Annotated in this window: 12 protein-coding genes; 9 read left to right on the forward strand and 3 right to left on the reverse strand. The window is 70.3% G+C overall.

The annotated features are described in order from the left end of the window. The first annotated feature begins 3 nt into the window (after positions 1-3). From ACH3VR_RS09665 to ACH3VR_RS09675, 3 genes are read left to right on the forward strand one after another with little or no spacing between them, the layout of a single operon-like run. Entirely contained in the window at positions 4-1,443 is a 1,440-nt protein-coding gene (locus tag ACH3VR_RS09665; protein WP_396640576.1) for an FAD-binding oxidoreductase, read from the forward strand. 5 nt (positions 1,444-1,448) lie between these two features. After that, positions 1,449-2,549, forward strand: coding sequence for a sugar phosphate isomerase/epimerase family protein (locus ACH3VR_RS09670; RefSeq protein ID WP_396640577.1), 1,101 nt, complete (start codon positions 1,449-1,451; stop codon positions 2,547-2,549). Then, positions 2,546-3,766, forward strand: coding sequence for a M24 family metallopeptidase (locus tag ACH3VR_RS09675; RefSeq protein WP_396640578.1), 1,221 nt, complete (start codon positions 2,546-2,548; stop codon positions 3,764-3,766). Before ACH3VR_RS09670 ends, ACH3VR_RS09675 begins: the two co-directional genes overlap by 4 nt. A 74-nt stretch (positions 3,767-3,840) precedes the next feature. Here the strand turns inward: ACH3VR_RS09675 and ACH3VR_RS09680 are convergent, their stop codons facing one another. From ACH3VR_RS09680 to ACH3VR_RS09690, 3 genes are all read right to left on the reverse strand, one after another. Then, positions 3,841-4,860 (reverse strand): hypothetical protein, encoded by a 1,020-nt coding sequence (locus ACH3VR_RS09680; protein WP_396640579.1) that lies wholly within the window; start codon positions 4,858-4,860, stop codon positions 3,841-3,843. Between the two features lie 32 nt (positions 4,861-4,892). Next, on the reverse strand, positions 4,893-5,504 hold the full coding sequence (locus ACH3VR_RS09685; protein WP_396640580.1) for an ankyrin repeat domain-containing protein: 612 nt from the start codon (positions 5,502-5,504) through the stop codon (positions 4,893-4,895). Positions 5,505-5,671: 167 nt separating this feature from the next. Further along, positions 5,672-6,373: a GntR family transcriptional regulator gene (locus ACH3VR_RS09690; protein ID WP_396640581.1), complete on the reverse strand. Its 702-nt coding sequence runs from the start codon at positions 6,371-6,373 to the stop codon at positions 5,672-5,674. Positions 6,374-6,551: 178 nt separating this feature from the next. Between ACH3VR_RS09690 and ACH3VR_RS09695 the strand changes: the two genes are divergently transcribed. From ACH3VR_RS09695 to ACH3VR_RS09720, 6 genes are read left to right on the forward strand one after another with little or no spacing between them, the layout of a single operon-like run. After that, positions 6,552-8,105 (forward strand): ABC transporter substrate-binding protein, encoded by a 1,554-nt coding sequence (locus ACH3VR_RS09695; protein WP_396640582.1) that lies wholly within the window; start codon positions 6,552-6,554, stop codon positions 8,103-8,105. A gap of 30 nt (positions 8,106-8,135) precedes the next feature. After that, positions 8,136-9,101: an ABC transporter permease gene (locus tag ACH3VR_RS09700; RefSeq protein WP_396640583.1), complete on the forward strand. Its 966-nt coding sequence runs from the start codon at positions 8,136-8,138 to the stop codon at positions 9,099-9,101. After that, positions 9,082-9,954, forward strand: coding sequence for an ABC transporter permease (locus ACH3VR_RS09705; RefSeq protein ID WP_396640584.1), 873 nt, complete (start codon positions 9,082-9,084; stop codon positions 9,952-9,954). Before ACH3VR_RS09700 ends, ACH3VR_RS09705 begins: the two co-directional genes overlap by 20 nt. Further along, complete coding sequence (locus tag ACH3VR_RS09710; protein ID WP_396640585.1) at positions 9,951-10,976, forward strand: ABC transporter ATP-binding protein; 1,026 nt, start codon at positions 9,951-9,953, stop codon at positions 10,974-10,976. Before ACH3VR_RS09705 ends, ACH3VR_RS09710 begins: the two co-directional genes overlap by 4 nt. Beyond that, positions 10,963-11,964, forward strand: coding sequence for an ABC transporter ATP-binding protein (locus ACH3VR_RS09715; RefSeq protein ID WP_396640586.1), 1,002 nt, complete (start codon positions 10,963-10,965; stop codon positions 11,962-11,964). The genes ACH3VR_RS09710 and ACH3VR_RS09715 overlap by 14 nt, the downstream gene beginning before the upstream one ends. After that, positions 11,964-13,607 carry a thiamine pyrophosphate-binding protein gene (locus tag ACH3VR_RS09720; RefSeq protein WP_397556497.1) on the forward strand — a complete coding sequence of 548 codons (1,644 nt, stop codon included), beginning with the start codon at positions 11,964-11,966 and terminating at the stop codon, positions 13,605-13,607. The genes ACH3VR_RS09715 and ACH3VR_RS09720 overlap by 1 nt, the downstream gene beginning before the upstream one ends. The last annotated feature ends 46 nt before the right edge of the window (positions 13,608-13,653 follow it).

Here is a 13,653-nt window from a genome sequence, read left to right on the forward strand (position 1 = left end):
CGCATGACCGGAACGACGACGTCGACGCTGCGCGAAGCCGTCGACTGCGACGTCATCTTCCCCGGCGAGCCCGGCTACGAGTCGCTGCGCCGCGTCTGGAACGCCGACATCGACCAGTACCCGTCCGCCATCGTGCGCTGCACGACCCCGCAACACGCCGCCGATGCCTTGCGCTGGTGCACCGAGAACGGCGTCTCGCTCACCGTGCGCGGGGGCGGCCACAACCTGGCCGGCACGTCGGTCTCCGACGGGAGCGTGCTGATCGACACCGCGCTGCTGCGCAGCGTCACCGTCGACACCGACGCCCGCACGCTCACGGTGGGTGCGGGCTGCCGGTGGGGCGACGTCGATCGCGCCGCCGAGCCGTTCGGAGTCGCCCTGCCCGCGGGGGTCGTCTCGCACACCGGCGTCGCGGGTCTCACCCTGGGCGGTGGCATCGGCTACCTCTCGCGCATGTTCGGCGCGACCGTCGACCACCTCCTCGAGGTCGAGATCGTCACGGCCGACGGCACGATCCGCCGCGTGAACGAGCAGAACGAGCCCGACCTGTTCTGGGCGCTCAAGGGCGCCGGTCACAACTTCGGGATCGCGACCGAGTTCGTCTACCGCTACGTCGAGCTCCCCGGGCTCGCGACCGTACGGCTCGCGCTGTTCCCCGCCGACCGCCGCCGCGAGATCCTGCAGCAGTTCCGCGAGCTCGGCCCGGCGATGCCCGACAACGTCACGACCTACGTCCGCCTCTACCGCTGCCCGCCCTACTGGAGCCAGGTCCCAGCGGCCCACCGCGGCCAGCCGATCATCTCGGTCGCGACCGTGACGTACGGCGATCCCGCCGACGAGCCTGCGCTCACCGCGCGGGTCTTCGACCACGGCGAACCGCTCTACAGCAGTGTGCGGAGCATTCCGCATGTCACGCTGCAGCACTCGACCGACGACGAGTTCCGCTACGGACTGCGCCACTACTGGCGCCACGTGTCGTTCCGTGAGCTGCCCGACGACCTCATCGACAGTGCGATCGAGTTCGCCGACGAGTACCCCGGGCGCCCGCTCAACTCGAGCTCGTTCATCACCCACCAGGTGATGTGCCCGTTCGAGCTCATCGCCGGCAAGCTCACCCCGCGCGACCACCGCAACGACTCGACGACCGGCATCCACTCGCGGTGGGCGGGCAACATCGGTGCCGACTGGGAGTACCCGGACGAACGCGAGGAGCTTGTCGCTTGGGTCAGACGATTCACGGCGGCCATCGCCGAGTGGGAGAGCGGCAGTTACATCAACTTCACCTCCGAGCACAGCGATGCACGCGGCGCCCGCGCGATCTATGGCGACAAGTACGACCGTCTCGTGCGCGCGAAGTCGACATACGACCCCGCCAACGTCTTCGACCACGGGCTCATCGATCTCGAGGAGATCAACGACTCGCTGGCCACCGCGGCGAGCTGAGCGCCATGCGGATCGGCGTCGACAGCACGAAGTTCCCGGGTGCGCGCGACCTCACCGCCATCGGGCTGCTGGAGCGCGTCGACGAGCTCGGGTTCGAGGGGGTCTACTTCCGCTCGGTCCTCGAGCTCAGCCCGGCTCTCGACGCGGCGGAGCTGCGCGACGTGCAGGACTGCGCGCGCGACCTCGACCTTCGCATCGAAGCGGGCATCGGGAAGGTGAACCCCTTCACCGTGCCCGAGCTGCCCGATCTGCGCGCGCTCGGCGGCGGAGACTACCGCCGGGCGATGCACCTCCTGATCGAGGCGGCGGCAGAGTGCGGCGTCCACGAACTGTGGAGCGCGCTGTGCAACTACCAGTTCTCGCTGCGCGGCCTCGACGCGTTCGACCGGTTCCGCACAGACGTGCAGTGGTCGGAGCAGCTGACGGCGACGGTGCGCTTCCTGAAGACGCTGGCACCCGTGCTGCGCGCGCACGGCACGCATGTGAACCTCGAGACGCATGAGGAAATCACGAGCTTCGAGCTTGTCCGCATCGTCGAGGAGGTCGGGCAGGATGTCGTGGGCATCACCTTCGACACCGCGAATGTGCTCGTACGCGGCGAGTCGGCCGTCGCCGCCGCCCGCCGCGTGGCGCCGTACGTGCGCGCGACGCATGTCCGCGACGCGGCCCTCGTCCACGCCGAGGACGGGCTCACGCGCATCCTCCGGCCGGTCGGAGAAGGGGTCATCGACTGGCCCGGCGTCCTCGAGGCGATCGCGGCCGCGGAGCCCATGCTCTCGATCGAGGGCATCATCTCGAGCCGCGCCGCCATGCCGATCCCGTTCTTCGATGAGCGGTGGGAGTCCGGCCATCCCGACCAGGTCGCCGACGAGCGCGAGGAGCTCTTCCGGCTCGCCGACGACTACGAGGAGCGTGCGCGTCAGGGTCTCGTTCCGGATGCCGCAGCTCTGAGCGGGCCGGTCTCGTCCGGCGAGCCGCTCGAATTCCTGCTGCGCAGCGCCCGTGCCCTGCGCAGCCATCTCACCGAGACCGTCACGCAGTCCGTGACCGCACCGCTTTCCGAGCCCGCCGGCCTGGCGGCCCTGTCCAGCAAGGAGAACGAATGAACGCCGAGTACCCGACCCTGTCCCTCGCCGAGCGCGACCGCCGGTGGCAGCGCATCAGGGATCTGCTCGTGCGCGAGGAGCTCGATGGTGTCGTCGTCTTCGGCCACGGGCGCAACGCGCTCGACTCGTATCTCACCAACGAGGCGCGCAAGTCGATCACCCTCCTCACGCGCGACGACGACCCCGTGATGTTCCTCGGCGACGTGCCACTCGACCACTTCGACGGCCCGGGTGCGCGGTGGGAGCGGTGGGTCTCCGACTGGGTCGCCGGCAACCCGATCGCCGAGCTCGCCGCCCGCGTCAAGGATCGCGGGCTCGCGGCGTCGCGCCTCGGGATCGTCGGGCTCACGAGCCGCGCCGTCGGCGAGTGGGCCGGCGTCATCTCGCACACCACGTGGGAGCGGCTTGCCGCAGTTCTGCCCGATGTCCGCTGGAAGGACATCGCCGACTGCTACGAGTCTGTGGCGATCGTGCTCGGCGACGAAGAGCGCGCCATGCTCCGCAAGGCGGCCTCGCTCGGCGAGCGCGGGTGCGAGGCGTTCGTCGAGGCCGCACGCGAAGGCCGCAACGAGCACGAGATCGCGGCGGCCTCGTTCCACGCGATCATCGCGGGCGGGGGCTGGGTGCGCGCTCCGTTCATGCTCGAGCGGGCGGGCGGCGGCATGTTCGCCTGGGCCGTGCCGGAGTGGTTCGCGATGGGCGGCGCACCCTATGTGCTGCAGCCCGGCGACACGATCGCCGCCGAGATCTTCGCGTTCTACGGCGGCATCGAATCGCAGCAGCAGATCGACGTGTGCGTGGGGGAGGCGAGCCCTCTCCTGCGCGAGCTCGAGACCGTGTGCCGCGACTCCTACGAAGCCGGCCTCGCGGCGCTGCGCCCCGGAATGCGGTTCTCCGAGCTCGCCGCCATCATGGAGGCGCCGCTGGCGTCGTCGCGCACGTGGAACACCGGACCGATGGTGCAGACGGTTCCCCCCATCTACAACTCGGCGACGCGGCTGAACCCGCAGGTCGACCCCGCCCTCGCCGGCCTTCCCCGGCTGCCGCTCGGCGTCCCGCTCGACGGCGACTTCGTGATCGAGCCGGGTCACGCGTTCGCGTTCGAGCCGAACGCGCTCCGCGACGGGCAGCGCGTGTGCATCGGCGGAACCGTGCTGCTCACGGAGGACGGGCCCGAGGAGCTCAACACGATCCCCAACCGCCTCGTCGTCATCTGACGCGGTCCGACGAATCGGCCGCCGTGCGCATTGCGCCGGCGGCCGATTCATTCGTGCGGGAGTGGATGCGGCGTTCAGTCCGACACGACGAACTCGCGTGCGAGCAGACCCGTGTTGGTCGACGACGAGGCCCAGGTCGCGCCCGTCGCCACGAGGGCGGCCGCCTGGGCGGACAGCGACGGCGTGTCGTCCTCGGTGCCGAGGACGTACCCGAGCACCTCGAGGTGCCGCCCCTGCGCGGTCGCGATCGCCTTCGCCTCGACGATCGCCGGCGCCAGCGCGCCCACCGGATCGGGGTGCCTCCCGAGCGTGAAGTCGACCACGACCACCCCGACCATGGGATCGTCGGCGGCGGCGCGCAGGTGTCGCGCCCGCTCCGCCGACATGACTGCCGGATCGTCGAGGGCGCTGAGGTCGAGGAGCACATGGCCGCGGGAGAGGCCCGCGGGTTCAGTGCCGCGGATCGCGGCGATGGCTGCGACGTCGCCGTGTGTTTCGCGCACGAGAGAAGCCGTCTCGGCCCACAGTGCGCGGCTCGTGAACAGGCCCCGGATCTCGTGCTGCGGCGGCGCGAGCAGGCTCCGGACCTCGTGGATGAGCGGCCAGTTCAGCGCGTGGAGGTCGAGGGTCGATTCGTCGACACCCGACGCCGCCACGGCGGCGAGCGCGGCCGGCTTGGTTCGCGTGTGGAGAGTCAGCCCGCACGCCGACGCCCCGTCGACGATGGCAGGAGCGGCGCCCACGAAGCAGACGACGACCGGCTTGCGGCATCCCCGCACCCGCTCGAGCACGCGTTCCGCGGCTTCCGGAGCCGGTGACAACGCGACGACGAGGATGACTCCCGTCTCGTCGTCGGCGAGCAGCGCGTCGATCCCGCGGATCGTCCCCGTGCCGGCAGCGCCATCGGCGAGGTCGTCGTGGGTCGTCTCGACCCACCGTGAGATCCCCGCGCCGAAGTCGTGCACGCGGACGGCCGGCTCTGCCGACGCCGCGCCGGCAGGACCGACGAGGCCGATCCGGCCCGGCCGGACGCGATGCGGCAGCGAGCCCGCGCGGCGCGCGTCGGGGGAGCGGTCTGGTGCGGTCGTTGTCATCCGCCGGTCCTCTCGTGGTGTGAAGGCGCGACTCAGCCGCCCGCGGCCTCGATGATGGCAGCGATCTCGTCGTACCCGTGCCGCAGTGCGAGCTCGCGGGGCGTGACGCCGTACTTGTCGGTCATGAGGGGGTCTGCGCCGTGCTCGAGCAGCAGCTCGATGATCCGTTGCTGGCGCGGGCCGCCGTCGTTGAGGATGACGGCCTCGATGAGGGCCGTCCAGCCGACGCCGTTCGTGTGGTTGACGTTGATGTCGGTGCCCACGAGCAGCTCCTCGACGATCTCGAGGAAGCCCTTCTCGCTTGCGGGGGTGAGGCCGTTGCCGCCGAAGCGCGTGAGTCTCGTGAGGTCGGCACCCGCGTCCAGCATCATCCGCACGAGCCGAAGGTCGCCGGTCGTGCAGCCGACGAGAAACGGGTTCAGGCACGTGTTGTCCTGGCGATCGATGTCGGCGCCGCGGGCGATGAGCAGCGCGACGGCGTCATACTGTCCCGCCGCGGCGGCGAGCAGGATCGGCGTCCGGCCCCGGGCATCGGGGGAATCGAGGTCGGCGCCGCCGGAGATGAGCTCCTCCATGGCGTCGATCCGGCCTTCAGAGGCCGCCTCGGAAAGCGAAGGTCGCGACATCGTCTTGGTCGTGGTCACGCCTACCTCCTCGTACTCGCGGGGGTCTCAGCGACCCCGGTCATCAGCATAGAGGATGGTATACAGCATCCGGTAGCCCTAAATTCAGAAGCTCAGTCAAGGCATCCGGGCTCGACGAAGAACCGCCGTTGCGGCAGCGGCGTGTGAGGGTCGGTGTCGAGCCGGGCTCAGTCCGTCTCGCCGAACATGAGCTCGTGGCAGATCATGCGGCTCGTGTGGACGTGCCGGCGGGCGATCTCCTCTGCCCGCTCGGGGTCGCGAGCGGTGAGGGCCTGGACGAGCTCGCGGTGCTCGTCCATCAGGACGCCGGGCGAGCGGTTCTGGCGCAGCAGCCAGTGCAGGCGCCCTTCGAGGGGCTCGAGCGTGGTCGCGAGGATGCGATTGTGCGCAAGGCGCGGGATGGCGTCGTGGAACGCCTCGTTGCAGTCGGAGAGGCGATCACGGTCACCCGCCGCGAGCGCTTCGTCGGCCTGACGTGCGAGATCCGCCAGGGCGGCGAGCTCCGCGTCGCTCGCGCGGAGGCATGCGAGCCGCGCGCTCTGCACCTCGAGCGCCTCGCGCACCTCGAAGAGGTCGTCGAGGTCATCGCGCGAGAGCATCGTGACGATCACGCCGCGCCGGGGCACGTCCTGCACGAATCCCTCGCCCTTCAGCAGGTTGAGCGCCTCGCGCACGGGCACGCGCGACACGCCGAGCTCCTCGGCGAGAACGCGTTCGACGAGCCGGTCACCGGGGGCGAACTCGCCGCGCACGATCCGGTCGCGGATGAGATCGCGCACCCGCTCGCGCAAGGGCTGGTGCGTCGCGCCCAGCTTCGGCGCGGAGTCCGCCGCTGCGTCGATGAAGCGCGCGGGAGGGAGCTGCGTCATGGCGATCTCCTCGAAGGGTTCTTGTCTCACAGGCATACCGTATGCACCCTGTCGCTGTCAGGGCGGGAATGAGCCCCCAATCGGGGCGGAAAGAGTCCTTGACAGTCTAATGTGCACTGTATACCATCCAACTCATCGGGGTTCCCTGCCCCGACCCAAACCCGAATGGAGTACGCACATGCGTGTACGTCTCGCAGCAACGGCGCTCGTGGCGGCAGCTCTCCTGCTCGCCGGCTGCAGCGCCGGAGGCGCTTCCGGTACGACCCCCTCCGCCGAGGCGAGTCCCGTCGCCGGCGGCGACGCGACCATCGTCATCAGCGGGCGCACCTGGGCGCACCTGGATGTCGCGGTTCCGGCGGTGACGCCGATCAAGGGCCTCATCAACGCGATCTACGACAGCCTCCTCCGCCTGACGCCGGAGGGCGACATCGAGCCGTGGCTGGCGAAGTCCTACAAGGCGTCCGACGACCGTCTCTCCTGGACGTTCACGCTCCAGCCCGACGTGACTTTCACGGACGGGACGCCGTTCAACTCGGAGGCCGTGAAGTTCAACCTCCTCCGGCAGATCGACCCGAATCAGCACGCGGGGGAGGGCGGCAACCTGCCCCGCGACATCCAGGTCGAGACGCCCGACGACCTGACCGTCGTCATCAAGCTCAGCGAGCCCGACGAGTCTCTCCCCTCGGCGCTCGCGACCACGGCGGTCGGGCTCATGGCATCGCCCACCGCGGTCCAGAAGTGGGGCGGCGAGTACGGCCTGCACCCCGTCGGAACAGGGCCGTTCATGCTCGATTCGCAGATCGTCGGGCAGGAGGCGAAGCTCGTCAAGAACCCGGACTACTGGGTGAAGGGTGAGCCCTATCTCGACGCGGTCACGTACCGCACGCTCGGCTCGGCGGACTCCGCGCTGCAGACCCTCAAGGCGGGGGGCGCCGACATGATGGACTACGTCGGCCCGCAACAGGCGAACGCGGCCAAGGGCGACGCGTCGCTGACGCTTCAGGAGAGCCCTGCGACGAGCGTGCACTACATCATCTTCAACACGACCAAGCCTCCGTTCGACGACGTGCGGGCGCGCCAGGCTGTCGGCTACGCCATCGACCAGGAGGCGCTCTCGAAGGGCCTCTACTACGGCTACTACACCCCGACGCAGAGCATGATGGCGAGCGGATCGTGGGCCTGGCCCGGCAAGACCGTCAAGGGATACCCGGCGTTCGACCTCGACAAGGCGAAGAAGCTCGTGAAGGACATCGGCGGCCTGTCGTTCTCACTCAAGGTGTCGAACACGACCGATTTCCTCCAGCAGATGACAGCCGTCCAATCGCAGCTCGCCAAGGCCGGAATCGACATGCAGATCGACACGGTCGAGCCGTCGCAGAAGATCGCCGACATCTTCTCGCGCAACTACGAGGCCGGACAGTTCGTCGTGCCGGGCCTTCCCGACCCCGACAACTACGTCCGACCGTTCTTCGACAGCACGGCGGGCGCCAACCCGAGCGGCCTGCAGGACGACGAGCTCGACGCCCTCTTCAAGCAGGGGCGCACGACGGCGGGGCAGGACGCGCGCAAGGACATTTACGCTCAGGTGGCCGAGCGGATGGCGGAGGTCGTCCCGGCGGTGTATCTGTCGGAGGTGCCGCCCATGCGCCTGCAGAACCAGCGCCTGCACGGTGTCGTCTACCTCCCGATCGACCCGTTCTACCTGAACACCGCGTGGGTGTCCGGCAAGTGATCGACGACGAGCGAGGAAGGTGAGGACGCGATGGATCAGGTTCGGAAGCTGCCAAGCCGGCTGGGCCGGCTGGTGGGCGTCGTCCTCGGCGTCTGTGTGCTCACCTTCTTCCTCATCAACCTCCTGCCGGGCAACGTCGCGACGGCCGTGCTGGGCGACCAGGCCACCCCGGAGCAGGTTGCGGCGCTGACCGCCCAGCTGGGCCTCGACCAGCCCATCCCGCTGCGGTTCCTGTTCTGGCTCGGAGCGGCGGTGCAGGGAGACCTCGGGTCGTCGCTCGTCAACCACCAGCCGGTGTGGGATGCCGTCGTCCCGCGCATCCCCGTGACACTCGAGCTCGTCGGGCTCGCGCTGCTGTTCGCGATCGGCGCGGCGGTCCCCGCCGCGCTCATCGCGGTGCGCAAGCCCGGCGGGGTCGTGGACCGGCTGCTCGGCCTCCTGAGCTTCTCGTTCCTGGCGACGCCGTCGTTCCTCATCGGCCTGATCGTGATCCTGATCTTCGCGATCAACCTCCACTGGTTCCCGGTGTCGGGGTGGATCCCGTTCACAGAGGACCCGCTGGGCAACCTCTCGACGGCGTTCCTCCCCGCCCTGACGCTCGCCGCGACGCCGTTCGCGTACTTCTCCCGGCTGCTGCGGGCCGACATGGCCGAGCAGCTCACGCGCGAGGACTACGTGACCACGGCGCGGGCCAAGGGCGTGCCGCGCCGCGGCATCCTCTACGGCCACGTCCTGCGCAACTCGGTGTTCCCCATGATGACGATGGTCGGCCTCACGACGAGCCTGCTCGTCGGCGGCTCGGTCGTCGTGGAGAGCATCTTCGGCGTCCCGGGCATCGGGTCGCTGCTCATCCAGAGCATCACGTCGCGCGACGTGCCCGTCGTCCTCGGCATCGTGGTCTTCATCGCCGCGAGCGTCGTCATCGTCAACCTCGTCATCGACATGCTCTACGGAGTCGTAGACCCAAGGATCCGCCATGATCACGCTGACGCCTGATACCCGTTCCCTCGCCGTCCCGCCTCCCGCCCGCCGCATCCGCCGGCATCGGCGGATCGGGCTGGCGCAGATCGCCGCGGGGGTCCTGATCCTCATGTTCGTCGCGTGCTTCATCGTGCCCGCGATCTTCCCCCTCCCGCCCGCCTCCGGCGGCGACCTCATCGATGCGCGACTGCCTCCGCTGACCCCGGGGCATCCCCTCGGCACCGACGCGCTGGGCAACGACATGCTGTCCCGGTCGCTCTACGGCGGGCGGGTCTCGTTCATCGTCGGCATCGGCGCCACCCTGATCGGCCTCGTCGTCGGCGGCACGCTCGGCATGATCGCCGGCTACCGGGGCGGTCGTACCGACAAGACGCTGGGCTGGGTGTTCGACGTGCTCCTCGCGTTCCCGGCGCTCATCCTCGCGCTCACGATCGCCGCGTACCTCGGTCCCAGTCTCATGAACGAGATCTGGGCGGTCTCCATCTTCCTCATCCCCGCCACGGCGCGGGTCGCGCGGGCCTCGACGATGTCCGTGCGGAGGGAGGAATTCGTCGTCGCGGCGCGGCTCGCGGGTGTGCGGGAGTCGACGATCGTGCGCCGGCACATCATCCCGAACATCTCCTCGCCGCTGCTGACCTTCGCGGTCCTGCAGTGCGGCACGGCGATGATCATCGAGGCGACGCTGAGCTTCCTGGGCCTCGGCATCCGGCCGCCCGCGCCCAGCTGGGGCAACATGATGGCCAGCGGCCAGCAGTCGCTCGCCGACACGCCGTGGGTCGTGCTCGTTCCCGGCGCCTTCCTGTTCCTCACGATCGGCGCGCTCAACCTGCTGGGCGAGTCGCTGCGCCAAGCAAGGGATGAGCGATGACGACCATGGCAGAAGCGATCATCGGGTCGGCTGCGGTGGGTACCGCCGCCGCCCTGGAGCTGCGTGATCTGCGCGTGCGCCTCGGCGAGGCGCACGTCGTCAACGGCGTCTCGCTCGCCGTCGAGCCGGGCGCGATGCTCGCGCTCGTCGGCGAGTCGGGCGCCGGCAAGTCGATGACGGTGAAGGCCGCGATGGGACTGCTGCCTCCGGGCGGTCAGGTGACCGGCGGGTCGATCCTGATCGGGGGGAGGGATGTCACGTCCCTCGCCGAGTCGGACTGGCGGCGCATCCGCGGGTCCGAGGTGGGGATGGTGTTCCAGAACCCGCTCCGGTCGCTCAACCCCACCGTGAAGGTGGGCGCGCAGATCGCGGAGGCGATCCGCATCCACGAACGGGGGCTCTCCTCGGCGAAGGTCAAGGCGCGCACGCTCGACCTGCTCGAGCAGGTGCAGATCCCCAACGCGGCGCGCCGGTACGACGAGTATCCCCACCAGCTCTCCGGCGGCATGCGGCAGCGCATCGTGATCGCGATCGCCCTGAGCTGCGCCCCGCGCGTACTCCTGGCCGACGAGCCCACGACGGCGCTGGACGTCACGACGCAGGCCGAGATCCTGCGGCTGCTGGGCGACCTGCAGCGGAGCAACGGCACGGCCGTCGTGCTCGTCACCCACGACATCCGCATCGCCGAGGATCACGCCGATCGCGTCGCGGTGATGTACGCGGGCCGCATCGTCGAGGACGGGCCTGTCGGCGCCGTCATCAACCGTCCGCGCATGCCGTACACGAAGGCCCTCATGACGGCGGTGCCGCAACCGGACTCGCCGCCGCACTCGCTGCTGCCCGTCATCGACGGGCGTCCGCCGGATCTGCGCAACCTGCCGGACGGGTGCGCGTTCGCGCCCCGCTGCCCCTTCGCGACCGAGACGTGCACGACCCGCGATCCCCAGCTCACCGGCACCGGCGAGCACTCCTTCCGCTGCTGGCACCCCCTCGCGAACGGAGCATCCGATGCCCGCGATTGACGACCACGCCCCGCTCCTTACCGTCGAGAACCTCGTCAAGACGTTCAAGACGAGCTCGCGCGACCAGGTGCAGGCCGTCTCCGACGTGTCGTTCACCCTCGCCCCGGGCGAGACCCTCGGCATCGTCGGCGAGACCGGAAGCGGCAAGTCGACGCTCGTGCGGACGATCCTCGGCGTGACGAAGGCGACGGGCGGACGCGTGCTCCTCGACGGCGAAGACCTCTCTCAGCTGCGCGGGGCGCGACTGCGGGCGGCCCGGCGCGACACCCAGATGATCTTCCAGGACGCGATGTCGTCGCTCGACTCGCGCTGGACGGTCGAGAAGTCGCTCGACGAGCCGCTCCGCCTCGAGACCTCGATGACGCCCGCGCAGCGCGCCGCCCGGGTCGCCGAGCTGCTCGACCTCGTCGGGCTCGATCCGAAGATCCACGGACCGCGGTATCCGCGTCAGCTGAGCGGCGGCCAGGCCCAGCGCGTCGCGATCGCCCGTGCGATAGCGCTGAGCCCCCGGCTGCTCGTCTGCGACGAGCCCGTCTCGGCGCTGGACGTGTCGGTGCAGGCCCAGATCATCAACCTGCTCGAGCGCATCAAGCGCGAGCTGAACCTCAGCTACCTCTTCGTATCGCACGACCTGTCGGTCGTCCGCCACATCAGCGACCGCGTCGCCGTCATGTATCTCGGCCGCCTCTGCGAGCTCGGCCCCGCCGAGGAGGTGTTCCGGACGCCGCGGCACCCCTACACGCAGATCCTCCTCGACGCCGTCCCGGGCCGCGCCGCGACCTCGGCGCTGCGCATGCACGGCGAGCTGCCGTCGCCGAGCAATCCGCCGAGCGGATGCCGATTCCGCACGCGCTGTCCCCTCGCGCAGGAGATCTGCGCGACGGAGACTCCCGCGCTGCGCGGCCAGGCCGGCCAGCTCGCCGCCTGCCACTTCCCGCTCGACGCCGAGCAGCTGTTCGAGTCGCACAACGGCAAGGCCGTCGCGTGATGCGGGTGTCGGTCGCGGAGGCGGTCGGGCGCACACTGGCCCACCTCGGCGTCGCGCACGCTTTCGGGGTCGTGGGCAGCGGCAACTTCCACGTCACCAACGCCCTCATCGCAGCGGGCGTCCCGTTCGTCGCCACGCGTCACGAGATGGGCGCCACGTGTATGGCGGATGCCTTCACGCGCGTGACCGGCCGGGTGAGCGCCGTGAGCGTGCACCAGGGCTGCGGCCTGACGAACGCGATGACCGGGATCGGCGAGGCGGCCAAGAGCGGCACGCCGATCATCGTCGTGAGCGGCGACACCCCCGCGTACGAGAAGACCTCGAACTTCTACATCGATCAGGATGCTGCGGTCGCCGCCCTGGGCGCCTCGCCCCACCGCATCCACCGCGCTTCCACCGCGGTGGCCGACACGTGCCGCGCCTTCGCCGACGCCGTCACCCAGCGCCGGACCGTGGTGCTGTCCCTTCCGCTCGACCTGCAGGCCGCCGAGATCGACTGGGATCCGGCCGACGTGCGCCTCCCGGCGACGATCCGGTCCGGGGATGCCTCGCCCGACGCGGTGCGCGAGCTCGCCGAGCTGCTGCGCCGCGCCGAGCGCCCCGTCATCGTCGCCGGCCGCGGCGCGCGGGGCGCGGCCGCCGAGCTGCGCGCCCTCGCGGCCACCACCGGCGCGCTGCTGGCGACCTCGGCCGTCGCGCGCGGCCTCTTCGCCGACGATCCGTGGAGCGTCGACGTCATGGGCGGCTTCTCAACCGATCCCGTCGCCGACCTCATCGCGGACGCCGATCTGGTGGTCGCCTTCGGCGCGGTCCTGACCCGCTGGACGACCCGCAACGGCGCGCTCGCGCGGGCCAAGACCCTCGTGCAGGTCGACGACCGCGCCGCCGCGATCGGCAGCCATCAGGCGGTGGATCTCGGCGTGATCGGCGATGCGGCAGAGGTCGCGTGCGCCGTCGAGGCGCTGCTGGCGCGCGACGGCGGATCGCCGTCCGGCGGCTACCGCACCGCCGAGGTGCGGACGCGCATCGACCAGACGCGCCGCTGGCGCGACATCCCGTACGAGGACGAGGGCGACGACGCGCATATCGACCCCCGCACGCTGACGATCGCGCTGGATGACCTGATCCCCTCCGAGCGCGTGCTCACCGTCGACGGGGGCAACTTCTGCGGCTACCCCGCCATGTTCCTCCGCGTCCCGGACGAGCGCGGGTTCGTGCTCCCCCTCGCCTTCCAGTCGATCGGGCTCTCGCTCGCGAGCGGCATCGGCGCCGGAGTCGCCTCTCCCGGCCGCGTGCCGGTCGTCGGCCTCGGCGACGGCTCGTTCATGATGTCGCACGTCGAACTCGACACGGCGGTGCGGCTGGGGCTCGGCATCGTCGTGGTCGTCTACAACGACGACGCGTACGGCGCCGAGGCACAGCATTTCACCACGGAGGATCTGCGCACCGTCGTCTTCCCCGACACCGACATCGCGGCGATCGCCCGCGGCTACGGCTGCGATGCCGTGACCGTGCGGAGCCTCGACGACATCGAGCCCGTCCGCGCGTGGCTGGCCGGACCGCGGACGCGGCCCCTCGTCATCGACGCGAAGATCGCGGCCTTCCCGTCCTGGATGAACGCGCACGCGATGTCCAAGCACTGAGGGATCCTGCGAAGGCCCTCGTCCCCGAAGGGACGAGGGCCTTCTC

Origin of the sequence: Microbacterium alkaliflavum, assembly GCF_044325405.1 — a bacterium.
GTDB lineage: Bacteria > Actinomycetota > Actinomycetes > Actinomycetales > Microbacteriaceae > Microbacterium > Microbacterium alkaliflavum.